Genomic DNA, 16,644 nt, shown 5'->3' with positions numbered 1-16,644 from the left:
CAGGTACGTCATGAGTGAGAACAAGAAGAAGGTCGTCGTCTTCGACTACGGCTTCGGCAACGTCCGTTCCGCCGAGCGGGCCCTCGCCCGCGTCGGCGCGGACGTCGAGATCACCCGCGACTTCGACCGCGCGATGAACGCCGACGGGCTGCTCGTCCCCGGCGTCGGCGCGTTCTCCGCCTGCATGGACGGCCTCAAGCGGGCCCGCGGCGACTGGATCGTCGGCCGCAGGCTCTCCGGCGGCCGCCCGGTGATGGGCATCTGCGTCGGGATGCAGATCCTTTTCGAGCGCGGCATCGAGCACGGCGTGGAGACCGAGGGCCTGGACGAATGGCCCGGCACGGTCGGCCCTCTGAAGGCCGACATCGTCCCGCACATGGGCTGGAACACCGTCGAGTCCCCCGAGGACTCCCGGCTCTTCGCGGGCCTGGACGCCGACGCCCGGTACTACTTCGTGCACTCCTACGCGGCGCACGACTGGTCCCTCGAAGTCACCAACGCCAAGATCCGTGCCCCCAAGGTCACCTGGGCCACGCACGGCGAACGGTTCGTGGCGGCCGTGGAGAACGGCGCGCTGTGGGCCACCCAGTTCCACCCCGAGAAGTCCGGCGATGCCGGCGCCCAGCTGCTGACCAACTGGATCGAGACGCTGTAATGCCGAAGCTTGAACTGCTCCCCGCCGTCGATGTCCGCGACGGCCAGGCCGTCCGCCTCGTGCACGGCGAGTCCGGCTCCGAGACCTCCTACGGCTCCCCGCTGGAGGCCGCCCTCGCCTGGCAGCGCGCCGGCGCCGAGTGGCTGCACCTCGTCGACCTGGACGCCGCCTTCGGCACCGGCGACAACCGCGCCCTGATCGCCGAGGTCGCCGGGGCCATGGACATCAAGGTCGAGCTGTCCGGCGGCATCCGCGACGACGCCTCGCTCGCCGCCGCCCTCGCCACCGGCTGCCGCCGGGTCAACCTCGGCACCGCCGCCCTGGAGACCCCCGAGTGGGTCGCCAAGGTCATCGCCGAGCACGGCGACAAGATCGCCGTCGGCCTGGACGTCCGCGGCACCACCCTGCGCGGCCGCGGCTGGACCCGCGACGGCGGCGACCTCTACGAGACCCTCGCCCGGCTCGACGCCGAGGGCTGCGCCCGCTACGTCGTCACCGACATCGCCAAGGACGGCACGCTCCAGGGCCCCAACCTGGGTCTGCTGCGGGACGTCTGCGCCGCCACCGACCGCCCGGTCGTCGCCTCCGGCGGAGTCTCGTCGCTCGACGACCTCCGCGCGCTCTCCCTCCTCGTCCCCGAAGGCGTCGAGGGCGCGATCGTCGGCAAGGCGCTGTACGCGAAGGCCTTCACGCTGGAAGAGGCGCTGAAGGCGGTCGCCGCATGACGGAGCCCACCGCCTCGGCCTCCGTACGCCGGATCTCCACCGGCGCGCCCTGGGAGGAGAAGTTCGGCTACTCCCGCGCGGTCGAACTCCCCAACGGGCTCGTCCTGGTCGCCGGCTGCACCTCGGTCATCAACGGTCAGATCTCCGCGGGCTCCCCGTACGAGCAGGCGATCACCTCCTTTGACGTCGCGTTCGCGGCGCTGGAGCAGGTGGGTCTGGGGCGCGAGGACGTCGTCCGCACCCGGATGTACCTCACGCACGCCCGGGACGTGGAGGACATCGGCCGCGCCCACAAGGAGCTGTTCGACGCCGTGCGGCCCGCCGCCTCCATGATCATCGTGTCCGGTTTCGTGGACCCGAGCCTGGTCGTCGAGGTCGAGGTCGAGGCCTACCGAGGAGGCGCGAAGTGACGCTCGCCGTACGCGTCATCCCCTGCCTGGACGTCGACAACGGCCGGGTCGTCAAGGGCGTCAACTTCCAGAACCTGCGCGATGCGGGCGACCCCGTCGAGATGGCCAAGCTGTACGACGCCGAGGGCGCCGACGAGCTGACCTTCCTCGACATCACCGCCTCGAGCGGCGACCGCGAGACGACGTACGACGTGGTCCGCCGTACCGCCGAGCAGGTCTTCATCCCGCTCACCGTCGGCGGCGGCGTCCGTACCCCGGACGACGTCGACAAGCTGTTGCGCGCCGGGGCGGACAAGGTCGGCGTCAACACCGCCGCCATCGCCCGCCCCGACCTCATCCGCGAGATCGCCGAACGCTTCGGCCGCCAGGTCCTGGTGCTCTCCGTCGACGCCCGCCGCACCCCGGAGGGCACCTTCGAGGTCACCACGCACGGCGGCCGCAAGGGCACCGGCATCGACGCCGTCGAATGGGCGCACCGGGCCGCCGAGCTGGGCGCGGGCGAGATCCTGCTCAATTCGATGGACGCCGACGGCACCAAGGACGGCTACGACACCGAGATGATCGAGGCGGTACGCAAGCACGTCACCGTCCCCGTCATCGCCTCCGGCGGCGCGGGCCGGCTCGCCGACTTCGCCCCGGCGATCGGGGCGGGGGCCGACGCGGTGCTCGCCGCGTCCGTCTTCCACTTCGGCGACCTGCGGATCTCCGAGGTCAAGGGTGCCCTGCGGGAAGCGGGACACCCGGTCCGCTGAGCCCGTACGGAGTCCGAGGCGGTATCACCGGTCCGCCGAGACCGGTGATACCGCCGATGCGTACGTACGGGGTGCGGCGTGAGAGTGGCGACCGCCGGCGAACGACGCCGGCAGCCACGCGGCGCATCCCGAGGCCCCCGGACGACGGGCCGCCGGAGATCCCCGCGTGGTGTGGTTCCGCCACCACCGAGAGGATCCCCCCGTGCAGCAGCGCCTCCCCTCCGGCACCCTCCCCCCGCGCCCGAGCCGCCCCCGTACGCTCGCGGGTCTGCTGACCGCCGCCGCGGCCACCGCCGGTCTCCTGCTGACCGCCCTGGCACCCGGCGCCCAGGCCGTCGCCGACAACCCCTACGAGCGCGGCCCGGCCCCCACCAACGCCTCGATCGAGGCGAGCCGGGGCTCGTACGCCACCTCGCAGACCTCCGTCTCCTCCCTCGTGGTGAGCGGATTCGGCGGCGGCACCATCTACTACCCGACGTCCACGGCCGACGGCACCTTCGGCGCGGTCGTCATCTCGCCCGGCTTCACCGCCTACGAGTCCTCCATCGCCTGGCTCGGCCCGCGCCTGGCCTCGCAGGGCTTCGTGGTCTTCACCATCGACACCAACACCACGCTCGACCAGCCCGCCAGCCGGGGCCGCCAACTCCTGTCCGCACTGGACTACCTGACCCAGCGCAGCTCGGTACGGACCAGGGTCGACGCCGACCGCCTCGGCGTGATGGGCCACTCGATGGGCGGCGGCGGCTCGTTGGAGGCCGCCAAGAGCCGCACCTCGCTGAAGGCGGCGATCCCGCTGACCGGCTGGAACACCGACAAGACCTGGCCCGAACTGCGCACGCCCACGCTGGTCGTCGGCGCGGACGGTGACACGGTCGCCCCGGTCGCCACGCACTCCGAGCCGTTCTACCAGTCGCTGCCCGCGTCGCTGGACAAGGCGTATCTGGAGCTGCGCGGAGCCTCGCACTTCACGCCGAACAGCTCCAACACGACGATCGCGAAGTACAGCATTTCCTGGCTGAAGCGATTCATCGACAACGACACCCGCTACGAGCAGTTCCTCTGCCCGCTCCCGCAGCCGAGCCTGACCATCGCGGAGTACCGGGGCAACTGCCCGCACACCGCGTAAACCCGGCGCTCCGGGCCCTGCCGTACTGTGCTCCGGCACAGCGCGGCAGGGCTCCGGCTGGGAGCACGCACCGCACCGGGCCGTCCCCGTGCGGGACCCGGACGCGGCGCTTCCACCCTCGCCGACACGAACGTACGGTGCCGGTGTGACCCCATCGACGACCGTGCGCAGTCCGCTCCGGCTGTACGGCCGGAACGATGAACTCGCCCCCCTGGAAAGCCTGTTGGATCTGCTTCGGCGGGGCGACGGAGGCGCGCTCGTACTGGCCGCACCACCCGGTCTCGGCCGTACGGCGCTGCTGCGCGCGGCCGCCGACGCGCACCGCGACCGGGGCCCCGTGCTGTACGCCACGGCCGCCGACGCCGAACGCGGCGTGCCTGGCGGCGGATCGGGCGCCCTGCTCGCCCCGTCCCTCGCCACCCCGTACCCCGTCATCACTCCCGGCGTACTGGCCGGCCGGCTGCGGGAACCGGTCGCCGGGCGGCCCCTGCTGGTCTGCGCCGACGACGCCCACGCCTGGGACCCGGCGTCCCGGGCCGCTCTCGTCGGCGCGGCCCGCGGGCTGGGCCCGGGCAGCCGGATCGCTGTCCTGCTCTCGGCCGCCGACGGCACCGTTTTCGCCGGACTGCCCACGCTCCACCTCGCACCCCTGGACGAGGATGCCGCCTCGGCGCTCCTGGACCGGCTGACCCGCGGCACGGAGGGGCTCGACCCGGTCGTGCGCGCCGAACTGCTCCGCGAGGCGGCCGGAAACCCCCGGCTGCTCGCCGGACTCACCGGCCGCCTCACCCCGGACCAGCTCGCCGGCCGCACCCCGCTGCCCTACCCCCTGCCCGGCGGCGAAGCGGTGCTGGCCGCCCACGCCGAACGCCTCGACGGCCTCCCGGACCGGACCCGCACCCTGCTCCTGCTCGCCGCCGCGGCCCAGGAGCACGAGCCGGACGGCGCCGGGGCGGACGCCCTGCTCCTGCTCCGCGCGGGCACCCGCAGCGGACTGCCCCGAGCCTTCCTGGACCGGGCCCTGTTCGGCACCACCGTCACCGACGGCCTCCTCCAACGGGCGGGCAGCCGCGTCCACTTCGCCCACCGCCTGGTCGCCCGCGCGATACTCCACCACGCCCCTCGGGGCCGGCGCCGAGCCGCTCACGAACTGCTCGCCACCCTGCTGACGGAGACCGGCGACCGGGCTTCCCCGGCGGGTGCCGCTCCGCCGTCTGCGGACGCTGTAGCACCACTGCTTCCGGACGCTGCCGCTCCGCCGCCTCCGGGCGCTGTGGCACCACTGCCTCCGGACGCTGCCGCTCCGCCGCCTCCGGGCGCTGCCGCTCCACCCTCTGCGGGTGCTGCGGCTGCTGTGCCCTCGCCGGGCGCTCCGGCTGTCGCGGCCCCGCCGGGCGCCTCGGTTGCCGCCCCCTCTCCGGATGCTCCTGCCGTCGCGCCCTCTCCGGATGCGCTGGCTGCCGCACCCTCGTCGGGCGCTCCGGACGCCGTACCTCCGCCGGATGCGCCAGCAGCCGCACCCCCGCCGGCCGCCCCGGTTGCCGCCCCCTCTCCGGACGCCCCGGCCGCCGTACCCCCGCCGAGCGCCCCGCCCACGCCACCGCTCGCCCCGCCCGGCCCACTCGCCCCGCCCGCCCCGTCCGTCCCGCTGGCCGCTCTCGTCCAGTGGGCCTGTGCCGCGCCCGGCCCGGATGCCACGCTGGCCGGCCGGCTCGAAGCGGCCGCCGTCGCCCCCTTTCCGCACGCCGAACGTTCCGCCGCCCTGGCCCGCGCCGCCCTGCTCTCCGCCGGACCGGCCCTGCGGGCGGCCCGGTTCGCCGCGGCGGCGGAGCAGGCGGGGCTGGCGGGCGATCCGTCCCTGGCTCGGGCCCTGCTGGCCAGGACCGGATCCCGGGCGCCCGGAGCGGCGGGTGCGGTCACCGAGGCCGCGCGGGGCCTCGCCCCGTACGTCCACGGCATGCTCGCCCTGCGCTCCGGGCCGGCCGCCGACGCCCACGAAGCGCTGCTCGCCGGGGCCGCGCTCCTCGCGCCGTACGATCCCCGCCGGGCTCGCGACGCCCTCCTCGGCGCGGCCGAGGCCGCCTGGGCGGCGGGCGACGCGCTCGGCTACCTCGACGCCATGAACCGCCTCGCCCGCACCCCGGTGGACCCGGACCTGGAGCACTACCGGGCCGGCATGTGCGCCGTACTCGAAGGGCGTACGGCACAGGGCCACGCCCTGCTCCGCCGCTGCCTCGACCCCGCCGGGGACCCCGGCGCCCCGGCCGCGCTGCTGCGGGCCGGGGTCGCGGCGCTGGTCCTCGGGGACGTCGCCGCCGCCTGCCGCGCGGGGGCCCGCGCGCTCGCCGCCGTACGGACCAGGGGGCCCGACGCGCTGCTCCCGCAGGCCCTCGAACACCTCGCCTACGCCGAACTGCGGGCCGGGCGGCACGCCGGTGCGCGGGCCCACGCCCTGGAAGGGCTGCACGCCGCCCGCCGTACGGGGCAGCCCAACAGCTCCGCCCATCTGCACGCCGTGCTCGCCCTCGCCGCCTCCGTGGAGGGGCCCGCCGAGGCGTGCGCCGCGCACGGCGACGCCGCGCTGGCCGGGGCGGGGCCGCACGGGCTGGCCCAGGCCGTCACCCTCGCCACCTGGGCGCGGGCCCGCACGGACCTGGCATCCGGGCGGCCCGGCGAGGCGGCCGCCCGGCTGGCCCCGCTGGTCGGGACCGGCCCCGGCCGGGGCCACTTCGCCGCCCGGATGCTCGCCGTGCCCTGCTGGGTCGAGGCCGCCGTGCTGGGCGGCCGGCTGCCCGGGGAGACCCGCGAACTCCACGCCGCCGTCGATGAGTTCGCGTCCTGGACCGCCCGGACCGCCGACCCGGGGGCGCCCGCCCAACTGGCCCGCTGCCGGGCCCTGCTGGCCCCCGCCGACGAGGCCGACGCCCGCTACGCCGAGGCCCTGGCCCACCACGGACGGGCGGGCGGCGACTTCGAACGGGCCCGTACCCAGTTGCTGTACGGGCAGTGGCTGCGCCGCCGCCGGCGTACCCGCGAGGCCCGCGGTCCGCTGCGCGACGCCCTGGTCGCCTTCCAGCGCTCCTCGGCCCGCGCCTGGGCCGACCGGGCGGCCGGGGAGCTGCGGGCGGCGGGGGAGCCGGTCGCGGCGCGGCGGGACACGGCGGGCGAACCGCTGGCGGTGCTCACCCCTCAGCAGCAGCGCATCGCCCGTTACGTCGCCGAAGGGGCCACCAACCGCGAAGTGGCGCAGCGGCTGTCGCTCAGCCCGCGCACCGTCGACCACCACCTCCGTAACGTCTTCGCCGCCCTCGGCATCCGCTCCCGCACCGAACTGGCCCGGCTGCTCGGCCCTTAGGGGTCTGTCCTGCAGTCTGTCCTGGGTCGTGTCCTGGAAGGGCTTCTGGAAGAGCTCCCGGAAACGTCCGGGAGGCCGGGAGGTTGCCAGACCGTGATGACGAGTTCCGCGCAGACCCCTAGGTACCGACTGGGCGGTATGTCATTCTGCGGGCGTCAGGATCGTGTCGACGCGCTCGCGCCCCGTCCGGGCCGGGTGTGCCCCGCCCGCCGCTCGCGCGGCCGGCCGAATCCCGGTGGAGGCCGCCATGCCACAGGTCGTACGTCCGCGGACCGGGGCGCTGCACGGCCCGCCCCCGGCAACGCCGTTGCCGCACCGCTTCCGGTCCCTGGCGGACCGTGAGGCCGTGGAGGTGCTGCACCGGGCCGCCCGGGTCCTCGTCGCGTCGCTGCCGGCCCTGACCGACCGGCTCGTCGAGGCCCTGTACGCCCAGGAGCCCGGCTACCGGGCGGCCATCGAGTCCGACCGGGCCGAGGTCTGGCAGGAGGTCCATCACTCGCTGCGGCACAACGTGGGCTCCTTGATCCAGCCCCGGGAGTTCCGGGAGCCCGCCCACCGCACCTCCCGCTGGATCGGCGAGATCCGCGCCGAACAGGGCGTGCCGCTCGACGCCGTCCTGCACGCCTTCCGGATGGGCGGCGCGATGGTCTGGCAGGACCTCGTGGACGAGACCGCCCGGCGCGACCCCGACGACGTACGGCTGCTCGTCCATGTCGCCGCCGACGTGTGGAACTTCGTCGACGAGCACTGCGGGATCGTCGCGGACGCCTACCGCCAGGCCGAGCGGCGGCTGTCCTGGCGGCGGGAGAACCGGCAGCGGCTCATGGTCGCCGCCCTGCTGGACGGCACCGCCCGGATCGCGGACCTCGCCGAGGCGGCCGCGATGCTGGGCCTGCCGGAGCAGGGCCGGTACGCGGTGCTCGCGGTGGCCGCCGCCCCGCACGGGCCGGGGTCCGCGACCCGCCCGCCGCTGGTGCTGCCCGCCACCGCCCCGGAGGCGGCGGTGCTCTGGCACCCGGGCCCGGAGGCCGAGTTCGCGATCCTGTCGCTGACGGGCCCGCCCGGCGAGCTGAGCGCGCTGGCCGCCGCGCTGGACGTCCCGGCCGGCACCCGGGCCGGGATCGGCTCCGCCGTCGAGGGGCTGGCCGCGCTCGGCGACGCCCGGCGGCTGGCGGAGACCGCGCTGCGCGCCTGTCCCGCGTCCGGGGGCACCGTCCTGCTCGACGAGCACCTCCCGGACGCCCTGGTGGTGTCCTCCCCGGCCCTCGCCGGGGCGCTCGCCGACCGGGTGCTGGGCCCGCTGGACCGGCTGGACCCCGCCGACCGCGATGTCATCGTGGAGACCCTCACCGCCTGGCTGGACGTGGACGGCTCGGCGCAGCGGGCGGGCGCGAAGCTCTACTGCCACCGCAACACCGTCCTCAACCGCCTCCGCCGCTTCGAGCAGCTCACCGGGCGCTGCCTCACCCGCCCCCGGGACGCGGTCGAGGTGTCGCTCGCCCTGGCGGCGCGGCGGCTGCTCCGGGGGTAGGCCCGAAAGGGGGCGCCGGGCGCTTTCGCCGGTGCGGACTACGGGGTGTGGCAGACGGCTTCGATGTTGTTGCCGTCGGGATCACGGACGAAGGCTCCGTAATAGGACGCGTGATAGGCGGGCCACACCTGCGGGGTGTGCAGGGATTCGGCGCCGGCTGCGACGGCGGCGGCATGGAACGCGTCGACCGCCGCGCGATCCGGTCCGGTGAAGGCCAGATGCACCTCGCGAGCGGAAGCCTCGTCGGTCGCGGGGACGAGCCAGAACACATGGCCAGTGGTTCCGAAGCCGATGTTCTCGCCGAACTCCTTGGTCCGTTTGCCGCCGAGGGGCGCGAGAACGGCTTCGTAGAAGCGTGCGCTCGCCGCCACATCTCGTACCTGGATCGCGATGTGATCAAGCATGGCGCCAGCCTCCCACGGCTTCCGCGGACCTGTCTCCGCTTTGCCGCAGAACTCCGCAACAAATATTGCGCAATTCTTCTTGCGCAACTTTTCCTGTGCGTCTACGGTCGAGTCATGCCCAGTGAAGAACGACGCCGCGTCTCCGACCTCGACACCCTCAAGGCGATCGGCCATCCCCTGCGCCTGAAGCTCTACCGGGCCCTGCACATCAAGCGCACCGCCACCGCCTCCCAGCTCGCCGACCAGGTCGACGAGGCGGTCTCCCTCGTCAGCTACCACCTGCGCAAGCTCGCCGACCACGGACTGATCGAGCCCGCCGAGGGGCAGGGCACCGACGGCCGGGAACGCTGGTGGCAGCCGTCCTCCCGGGGCCTCACCTTCAGCGACGAGGACTTCGACGACGCGCCCGACAGGGCGGCCGTCTACGCCGCCGCCAACCGGATGTCCTTCGACCAGCACGTCGAGCTCTACCGGGCCCACCAGGACGCACGGCACACCTGGGGTGCGGACTGGCGCAGCGCCTCCTGGAGCGCGGAGAACCTCCTCCGCCTCACCGCGGAGGAACTGGCCGCCCTCAGCCGGGAGATGGGCGCGCTGATCGACCGCTACGAGGAAGCCGGCCGCGCCCGCGAGGAGGCGGGCGACACCGAGGGCCGGGAGAGCGTCGCCCTGCACACCTACGGATTCCCCTTCCGCCCCTGAACCCGCCGCCCCCACCCGTCACCCGCCGCCCCTCCCGTCAAGGGACGCGGGCACGACCGCAAGGACGCAGGTATGACCGCCGCCCCGGCGACCGAAGCACCCGAACGCCCCGCGCACCGCGACCCGAACGTCCTGCGCTGGCTCGGCGCGTACTCCGCGTCGATGATCGGCGACAGCGTCTACTTCATGGCCCTCGCCTGGGCCGCCGCCCGCACCGGCAGCGCCTCCGGCACCGGCCTGGTCCTCGCCGCCGGCTCGATACCCCGGGCCCTCCTGATGCTCGGCGGGGGAGTGCTCGCCGACCGGCTCGGGCCCCGCCGCGTCGTCATCGGCAGCGACGCCGCCCGCGCACTCCTCGTCCTCGGGCTCGCCGCCACCCTGGTCCTCACCGCACCCACCGTGGGCGTCCTGGTCGTCGTCGCCGTGCTCTTCGGCGTGGTCGACGCCCTGTTCCTGCCCGCCGTCGGAGCGCTGCCGCCCCGGATCAGCACCCCGGGCCAGCTCGCCCGGATCCAGGGCCTGCGCGCACTGGCCGCGCGCGGCTCCTCGATCATCGGCGCGCCGATGGGCGGTGTCGCCGTGGCCGTCGGCGGGCCCTCGCTCGCCTTCGCCGCCGCCGGAGTGCTGTTCGCCCTGTCCCTGCCGCTGCTCCTGAGCCTGCGGATCGGACCGCTGCCCGGGCCGGTGAAGCAGGGGGAGACACCGCCCGATGCCGACGGGGCGCTCACAGGAACGCAGGAGACACAGCAGACGCAGAAGACGCAGGAGACGCAGGAGACGCAGGAGACGCCGAACGCCTGGCAGGACCTCGGCGACGGGCTCCGGTACATCCGCCGCCACCCCCTGCTCGGCCCGCTCATGCTCGTCATCGCCCTCAGCGAGCTCGGCTTCGTCGGGCCGCTCAACCTCGGGATGATCCTGCTCTCCGAGCAGCGCGGCTGGGGCGCGGCCGGCATGGGCTGGATCGTCGCAGGATTCGCCACGGGCGCGGCCGGGTCCGCCCTCGTCCTCGCCGTCCGGGGCCGGGTGCCGCGCGCCGGAACGGTGATGTGTCTGATGGCCCTCGTCGGCGCCACCGGCATCGCCGCCCTGGCGCAGGTCCCCTCGGTGGCCCTCGCCGCCGCGATCGCCGCGTTCGTCGGCCTCACGGCGGGCCTGGCCGGTGCGCTGTGCGGAGCCCTCGTCCAGACCTCCGCCGACCCCGCCTACCTGGGCCGGGTCACGTCCGTATCGACCTTCTTCACCTACGCCATCGCCCCGCTGAGCTACCCCGTCACCGGGGCCGCCGTCGCCCTCTGGGGCACCGGGCCGGTCTTCGCGGTCAGCGCGGCCGTGTGCGCGGCAGGCGGCGCGATGGGCCTGACCATCACCACGCTCCGCCGCGCCGAACTGCCCCGCTGACCTGCCCGGCTCCGCTGCGGGCTACATCCCCAGCTCCGCCGACTTCAGCCGCTCCACCGCCGCCTCGTCGCCCTCCACCTCGACGTCCGCCGCGTCCTGCCGGCCGAACGCGTACAGCAGCAGCTCGGCGGGCTCCCCGGTCACCGTCACCACCGGGGTCCCCTTGTGGGCGACCGCCGTCTGGCCGTCCGGGCGGCGCAGCACCAGCCCCACCGGGGACCTGCGGCCCAGCAGCCGGGCCGTCTTCTCGGTCCGGGACCACAGCACATCGGAGAAGACCGGGTCCAGCTCGCGGCGCGACCAGTCGGGCTGGGCCCGGCGCACATCCTCCGTGTGGACGAAGAATTCGACGGTGTTCGCCGCCTCGTCGATCTGCTTGAGGGACATCGGGGAGAACCGGGGCGGACCGGTGCGGATCAGCTGGATCAGTTCCTCGTACGGCTTCGCCGCGAACTCCGCCTGCACCCGCTCCAGCCGGGCCTTCAGCGCGCTCACCAGCAGCCCGCCCGCCGCGTCCGCACGGCGTTCGCGGACCACCACATGGGCGGCCAGATCGCGGGTCTTCCAGCCGTCGCACAGCGTCATGGCCTCGGGACCGGCCGCTTCCAACAGATCGGCGAGCAGAAGACGTTCACGCTTCGCATGGGTCGACATGCCCGCCAGCGTACGACCGTCACCCCGGGTCCGCCCAGTGGACGTCCGCCCGGAAAGTCCTCGCGGCCACGGCACAATGGGCCCATGACCAGCACGCCCGGCGCCACGCCGCCCGCCAGCAACCTCGACCCGGCCATCGCCGCCCGCCTCAAGCGCGGCGCCGACGGCCTGGTCCCGGCCATCGCCCAGCAGTACGACACCGGCGAGGTGCTGATGCTCGGCTGGATGGACGACGAGGCGCTGCACCGCACCCTCACCACGGGCCGCTGCACCTACTGGTCGCGCAGCCGCCAGGAGTACTGGGTCAAGGGCGACACCTCCGGTCACGTCCAGCACGTGAAGTCCGTCGCCCTGGACTGCGACGCCGACACCGTGCTGGTCAAGGTCGACCAGACCGGCGCCGCCTGCCACACGGGCGACCGCACCTGCTTCGACGCCGACGTCATCCTTCCTCCCGCCCAGTAAGGTCACCGGCCATGGATCTCGACACCTTCCGCAAGCTGGCCGTCGACCGGCGCGTCGTCCCCGTCAGCCGCCGCCTCCTCGCGGACGGAGACACCCCGGTCGGCCTGTACCGCAAGCTCGCCGCGGAACGCACCGGCACCTTCCTCCTGGAATCCGCCGAGAACGGCCGGACCTGGTCGCGCTACTCCTTCATCGGCGTCCGCAGCGACGCCACCCTCACCGCCCGCGACGGCGAGGCCCACTGGCTCGGCACCCCGCCCGTCGGCGTCCCCGTGGCCGGCGACCCGCTGGACGCCCTGCGCGCCACCGTCGAGACCCTGCACACCCCGCGCGACCTGGTGAGCGACGCGGGCCTGCCGCCGTTCACCGGCGGCATGGTCGGCTACCTCGGCTACGACGTCGTCCGCCGCCTGGAGAAGATCGGCGAGCACGGCGGCGACGACCTGAAGCTGCCCGAGCTGACCATGCTCCTCACCTCGGACCTCGCCGTCCTCGACCACCAGAACGGCACCGTCCTGCTGATCGCCAACGCGATCAACCACAACGACCTCGACACCGGCGTCGACGAGGCACACGCGGACGCCGTCGCCCGCCTCGACGCGATGGAACGCGACCTGCGCCGCCCCGTCGAGAACGCCCCCGCCGTCCTGCCCCCGTCCGAGCTGCCGCCGTACACCGCGCTCTGGGGCGGCGAGGCCTACCAGGACGCCGTCATGGACATCAAGGAGCGGATCCGGGCGGGCGAGGCCTTCCAGGTCGTCCCCTCCCAGCGCTTCGAGACCCCGTGCACCGCGAGCGCCCTGGACGTCTACCGGGTGCTGCGGGCCACCAACCCGTCCCCGTACATGTACCTCTTCCGCTTCGACGGGTTCGACGTCGTCGGCTCCAGCCCCGAGGCCCTCGTCAAGGTCGAGGACGGCCGGGCCATGGTCCACCCGATCGCCGGCACCCGGCACCGGGGCGTCACCCCGCAGGAGGACCAGGCGCTCGCCGACGAGCTCCTCGCCGACCCCAAGGAGCGCGCCGAGCACCTGATGCTCGTCGACCTCGGCCGCAACGACCTGGGCCGGGTCTGCGAACCGGGCAGCGTCGAGGTCGTCGACTTCATGTCGATCGAGCGCTACTCCCACGTGATGCACATCGTCTCCACCGTCACCGGCCGCGTCACCGAGGACCGCACCGCCTTCGACGTGCTGACCGCCTGCTTCCCCGCGGGCACCCTCTCCGGCGCCCCCAAGCCCCGCGCCATGCAGATCATCGAGGAGCTGGAGCCGAGCCGCCGCGGACTGTACGGGGGCTGCGTCGGCTACCTCGACTTCGCCGGGGACTCCGACACCGCCATCGCCATCCGGACCGCCCTGCTCCGCGACGGCACCGCGTACGTCCAGGCCGGAGCCGGTGTCGTCGCCGACTCCGACCCGGTCGCCGAGGACACCGAGTGCCGCAACAAGGCGGCCGCCGTGCTCCGCGCCGTCCATACCGCCAACCGGCTCCACGACCGCTGAACCGGTAGGGGATAGTGGAGGGCGTGAGTGCTGTCCCCGTACCCCAGCCCCGTGCCCGAACCGCCGACTCCGCCACCGGCGCCGCGCCCGACTCCGCAGGGAGCCGCCGCAGTCTCGCGGCCGGTCTGCTCCTCGGCGCGGCCGGCGCGACCGTCGTCCTCCTCGCCTCCGGGCAGACCTGGGCGGAGGGTGACGCGGCCACCGGCGGCGGCGCGCTGCCGCTGGCCGTCGACGGCCAGGACGTCACCGGCGTTCCGGCGGCGCTGGCCATCGTCGGCCTCGCCGCGCTCGTCGCCGTCTTCGCCGTACGCGGCGCCGGCCGCCGGATCGTCGCCGCCCTCCTCGCCCTCAGCGGACTGGGAGCCACGCTCAGCGCCTGGGCCGGCGCGTCCGACAGCACGGCCCTCGACGAGGAGGCCGCCAGGACCACCGGCGACACGGCGGCCACCATCGACGCCCTGAGCCACACCGCTTGGCCGTACGTCACCGCCGCCGGCGGCCTGCTGATCCTGCTGGCCGGGCTCCTCGCACTGCGCTACGGCAGCCGCTGGCCCGCCATGTCCGGAAAGTACGAACGCGACGGCACCCCCCGCCCCGGCAAGGCGCCCCGCACCGCCCCCGACCCGGACCGGCCCGAGGACCTGTGGAAGGCCCTGGACCGCGGCGAGGACCCGACGCGCGAGGCGTGACCCCACGCTCACCTCTCGCGGCCCCGTACGGGACAATGGACCCGAGCCGTCCCCCGGGCGGCGGCCACACGTACAGCGTCACCCACAGCGCAACACCAACGAGGAGCAACTCATGGCGGGCAGCAGCCACGGACACACCCCGGCCGCCTGGACCGGTGTCATCATTGCTTTCATCGGCTTCTGCGTCGCAGGCGTCTTCATGGTCGCGGCCAACCCGCTCGGCTTCTGGGCCGGTATCGCCGTCATCTTCGCCGGCGGACTCGTGGGCCTCGCCATGAAGGCCGCCGGCCTCGGCATGCCGAAGGAGTCGGCCGAGCTGGTCGAGGCCAGGGAGCGCGCGGGGCAGGCGCAGATCTCCCACTGACCCGGACGCCGGCCCGTCCCGGCGACCGACACGCAGACAGGCGCAGCCCCGGTGGGGCTGCGCCTTTTCGCATCGACGGGGGACAATCACCGGGTGGACGCCTCACCTACCCCCTCCGCAGCCCCGCCGCCGGACTCCGGATCCGACCCGGCCCGCCCGGACGCCGTGCCGGACGGCGTCGGCCCCTGGAACATGCCCCTGACGGTCTGCCCGACCCCGGACATGGCCCGCCCACCGCGTGAGGACGGAGCCCCCGCCTTCTCAGCCCGTCCGCCGAGCGAGGACGGAGCCCCCGCCTTCTCAGCCCGTCCGCCGCGTGAGGACGGAACCCCCGCCACCCCAGCCCGTCCGGCGTTTGAGGACGGAACCCCCGCGGGGGTGGGCCCGGAGCTCACTGGCCCCTCGGGCGAAGGGTCCTCGCAGGTGCCCGGCCCCCACGGCCACGGTTCCGTCCTCAAACGCCGGACGGGCTGGATGGGCCAGGCGGGCCCCCCAACGGGCTGGATGGGCCCCCGGACGGGCCAGGTGGGCCACCGGGAGGGCCAGGTGGGCCGCCCGCCGGGCCCGCCGGGACGGGTGCGTCGGCTCGCCACCCCCCTCGGCATCCTCGCCGCCGTCACCACCGCCTTCACCTACGTCGGCACCGTCGACCCCAACGACCCCGGCCACTACCCCGTCTGCCCGCTGCTCAAGCTGACCGGCGTCCTCTGCCCCGGCTGCGGCGGACTCCGCAGCGCCCACGCCTTCATCCACGGCGATCTCGGCGCGGCGTTTTCCGCCAACGCGATCGCCACCGTCGGCTACTTCCTCTTCGCCGCCGTCTGGGTCCTCTGGCTGGCCAGGGCCTGGCGCGGACAGCCCCTGCGGATCGGTCTCGCACCCGTCTGGTGGTGGGGCGTGGGGGCCGTCCTGCTGATCTTCACCGTGGTCCGGAATCTGCCGTTCGGCTCGGCGCTCGCCCCCTGAATGCCCAGGTAGTGGGACGCGGCGTGGCCGGATGCGAGCCCCGGGCCCTCCTGCGGATACCATCGGTATGGCTGATCCTGTTCCCTCATCACCGTTCGGAAGGGGGCCGCTCGCGTGAGTGTGCTCGACGAGATCATCGACGGCGTTCGCGCCGACCTCGCGGAGCGGCAGGCGCGTGTCAGCCTCGACGAGCTGAAGGAGCGCGCGGCCCGCGCTCCCCAGGCCAAGGACGGAGTCGCCGCCCTGCGCGGCGAGGGCGTGACCGTCATCTGCGAGGTCAAGCGCTCGTCCCCCTCCAAGGGGGCCCTTGCCGCCATCGCCGACCCGGCCGCGCTCGCCGCGGACTACGAGGCGGGCGGCGCGTCCGTCATCTCGGTCCTCACCGAGGAGCGCCGCTTCGGCGGCTCGCTCGGCGACCTGGAGGCCGTCCGCGCCAAGGTCGACACCCCGATCCTGCGCAAGGACTTCATCGTCACCTCGTACCAGCTGTGGGAGGCCCGGGCGTACGGCGCCGACCTCGCCCTGCTGATCGTCGCCGCCCTCGACCAGGAGGCCCTCGTCTCCCTGATCGAGCGCGCCGAGTCGATCGGGCTCACCCCGCTCGTCGAGGCGCACGACGAGGAGGAGGCGGAGCGCGCCGTGGACGCCGGAGCCAAGATCATCGGCGTCAACGCGCGCAACCTGAAGGACCTCAAGGTCGACCGCTCCACCTTCGAGCGCGTCGCCCCCGAGATCCCCGGCCACATCGTCAAGGTCGCCGAGTCCGGCGTCCGGGGCCCGCACGACCTGATCGCGTACGCCAACGCCGGCGCCGACGCCGTCCTGGTCGGCGAGTCGCTGGTCACCGGCCGCGACCCGCGCGCCGCCGTCGCCGACCTGGTCGCCGCGGGCGCCCACCCGGCGCTCCGCCACGGCCGCGGCTGACCGGGGACGGACGACA

General features: G+C 74.5%; 17 protein-coding genes. 15 read left to right on the top strand and 2 right to left on the bottom strand.

The window, feature by feature from the left end:
- Positions 1 to 10 precede the first annotated feature (10 nt).
- The 7 genes from hisH to ACIQPT_RS18175 all read left to right on the top strand — a co-directional run bounded on the left by hisH (position 11) and on the right by ACIQPT_RS18175 (position 8,554).
- A complete protein-coding gene (gene hisH, locus ACIQPT_RS18205; protein WP_401156887.1) occupies positions 11 to 655 on the top strand; it encodes an imidazole glycerol phosphate synthase subunit HisH in 645 nt (214 codons plus the stop codon).
- Positions 655 to 1,380: a bifunctional 1-(5-phosphoribosyl)-5-((5-phosphoribosylamino)methylideneamino)imidazole-4-carboxamide isomerase/phosphoribosylanthranilate isomerase PriA gene (priA, locus tag ACIQPT_RS18200; protein ID WP_401156886.1), complete on the top strand. Its 726-nt coding sequence runs from the start codon at positions 655 to 657 to the stop codon at positions 1,378 to 1,380. Before hisH ends, priA begins: the two co-directional genes overlap by 1 nt.
- Positions 1,377 to 1,790, top strand: a complete 414-nt coding sequence (locus tag ACIQPT_RS18195) for a RidA family protein (RefSeq protein WP_401156885.1) — start codon at positions 1,377 to 1,379, stop codon at positions 1,788 to 1,790. Before priA ends, ACIQPT_RS18195 begins: the two co-directional genes overlap by 4 nt.
- Positions 1,787 to 2,542: an imidazole glycerol phosphate synthase subunit HisF gene (hisF, locus tag ACIQPT_RS18190; RefSeq protein WP_401156884.1), complete on the top strand. Its 756-nt coding sequence runs from the start codon at positions 1,787 to 1,789 to the stop codon at positions 2,540 to 2,542. The genes ACIQPT_RS18195 and hisF overlap by 4 nt, the downstream gene beginning before the upstream one ends.
- A 202-nt stretch (positions 2,543 to 2,744) precedes the next feature.
- The gene (locus ACIQPT_RS18185; protein ID WP_401156883.1) at positions 2,745 to 3,668 is read left to right on the top strand and encodes an alpha/beta hydrolase; all 924 of its coding nucleotides are present in this window, start codon (positions 2,745 to 2,747) and stop codon (positions 3,666 to 3,668) included.
- Positions 3,669 to 3,813: 145 nt separating this feature from the next.
- On the top strand, positions 3,814 to 7,023 hold the full coding sequence (locus ACIQPT_RS18180; RefSeq protein WP_401156882.1) for a LuxR C-terminal-related transcriptional regulator: 3,210 nt from the start codon (positions 3,814 to 3,816) through the stop codon (positions 7,021 to 7,023).
- Between the two features lie 247 nt (positions 7,024 to 7,270).
- Entirely contained in the window at positions 7,271 to 8,554 is a 1,284-nt protein-coding gene (locus tag ACIQPT_RS18175; RefSeq protein WP_401156881.1) for a PucR family transcriptional regulator, read from the top strand.
- A 38-nt stretch (positions 8,555 to 8,592) separates the two neighbouring features.
- Here the strand turns inward: ACIQPT_RS18175 and ACIQPT_RS18170 are convergent, their stop codons facing one another.
- A complete protein-coding gene (locus ACIQPT_RS18170; RefSeq protein WP_401156880.1) occupies positions 8,593 to 8,958 on the bottom strand; it encodes a VOC family protein in 366 nt (121 codons plus the stop codon).
- Positions 8,959 to 9,072: 114 nt separating this feature from the next.
- Between ACIQPT_RS18170 and ACIQPT_RS18165 the strand changes: the two genes are divergently transcribed.
- Together ACIQPT_RS18165 and ACIQPT_RS18160 are read left to right on the top strand one after the other, a co-directional pair.
- Positions 9,073 to 9,660 carry an ArsR/SmtB family transcription factor gene (locus ACIQPT_RS18165; RefSeq protein WP_401156879.1) on the top strand — a complete coding sequence of 196 codons (588 nt, stop codon included), beginning with the start codon at positions 9,073 to 9,075 and terminating at the stop codon, positions 9,658 to 9,660.
- A gap of 72 nt (positions 9,661 to 9,732) precedes the next feature.
- Entirely contained in the window at positions 9,733 to 11,061 is a 1,329-nt protein-coding gene (locus ACIQPT_RS18160) for an MFS transporter (protein WP_401156878.1), read from the top strand.
- Between the two features lie 21 nt (positions 11,062 to 11,082).
- On the opposite strand, the gene ACIQPT_RS18155 is transcribed toward ACIQPT_RS18160, so the two are convergent.
- The gene (locus ACIQPT_RS18155; protein WP_401156877.1) at positions 11,083 to 11,715 is read right to left on the bottom strand and encodes a TIGR03085 family metal-binding protein; all 633 of its coding nucleotides are present in this window, start codon (positions 11,713 to 11,715) and stop codon (positions 11,083 to 11,085) included.
- Between the two features lie 84 nt (positions 11,716 to 11,799).
- Here ACIQPT_RS18155 and hisI point away from each other — a divergent pair, with 84 nt between their 5' ends.
- From hisI to trpC, 6 genes are all read left to right on the top strand, one after another.
- On the top strand, positions 11,800 to 12,180 hold the full coding sequence (gene hisI / locus ACIQPT_RS18150) for a phosphoribosyl-AMP cyclohydrolase (RefSeq protein ID WP_401156876.1): 381 nt from the start codon (positions 11,800 to 11,802) through the stop codon (positions 12,178 to 12,180).
- Between the two features lie 11 nt (positions 12,181 to 12,191).
- Positions 12,192 to 13,685: an anthranilate synthase component I gene (locus ACIQPT_RS18145; protein ID WP_401156875.1), complete on the top strand. Its 1,494-nt coding sequence runs from the start codon at positions 12,192 to 12,194 to the stop codon at positions 13,683 to 13,685.
- A gap of 14 nt (positions 13,686 to 13,699) precedes the next feature.
- Positions 13,700 to 14,374 (top strand): TIGR02234 family membrane protein, encoded by a 675-nt coding sequence (locus tag ACIQPT_RS18140; protein WP_401156874.1) that lies wholly within the window; start codon positions 13,700 to 13,702, stop codon positions 14,372 to 14,374.
- A 112-nt stretch (positions 14,375 to 14,486) separates the two neighbouring features.
- Entirely contained in the window at positions 14,487 to 14,738 is a 252-nt protein-coding gene (locus ACIQPT_RS18135) for an HGxxPAAW family protein (protein ID WP_401156873.1), read from the top strand.
- Positions 14,739 to 15,161: 423 nt separating this feature from the next.
- A complete protein-coding gene (locus ACIQPT_RS18130; RefSeq protein WP_401156872.1) occupies positions 15,162 to 15,704 on the top strand; it encodes a DUF2752 domain-containing protein in 543 nt (180 codons plus the stop codon).
- 114 nt (positions 15,705 to 15,818) lie between these two features.
- Positions 15,819 to 16,628 carry an indole-3-glycerol phosphate synthase TrpC gene (trpC, locus tag ACIQPT_RS18125; protein ID WP_401156871.1) on the top strand — a complete coding sequence of 270 codons (810 nt, stop codon included), beginning with the start codon at positions 15,819 to 15,821 and terminating at the stop codon, positions 16,626 to 16,628.
- Positions 16,629 to 16,644: the final 16 nt, after the last annotated feature.

It is taken from the genome of Streptomyces sp. NPDC091289 (assembly GCF_044757365.1).
Lineage (GTDB): Bacteria > Actinomycetota > Actinomycetes > Streptomycetales > Streptomycetaceae > Streptomyces.
The sequence above is the reverse complement of the archived record's forward strand: the minus strand, read 5'-3'. Positions and strand labels throughout refer to the sequence as shown.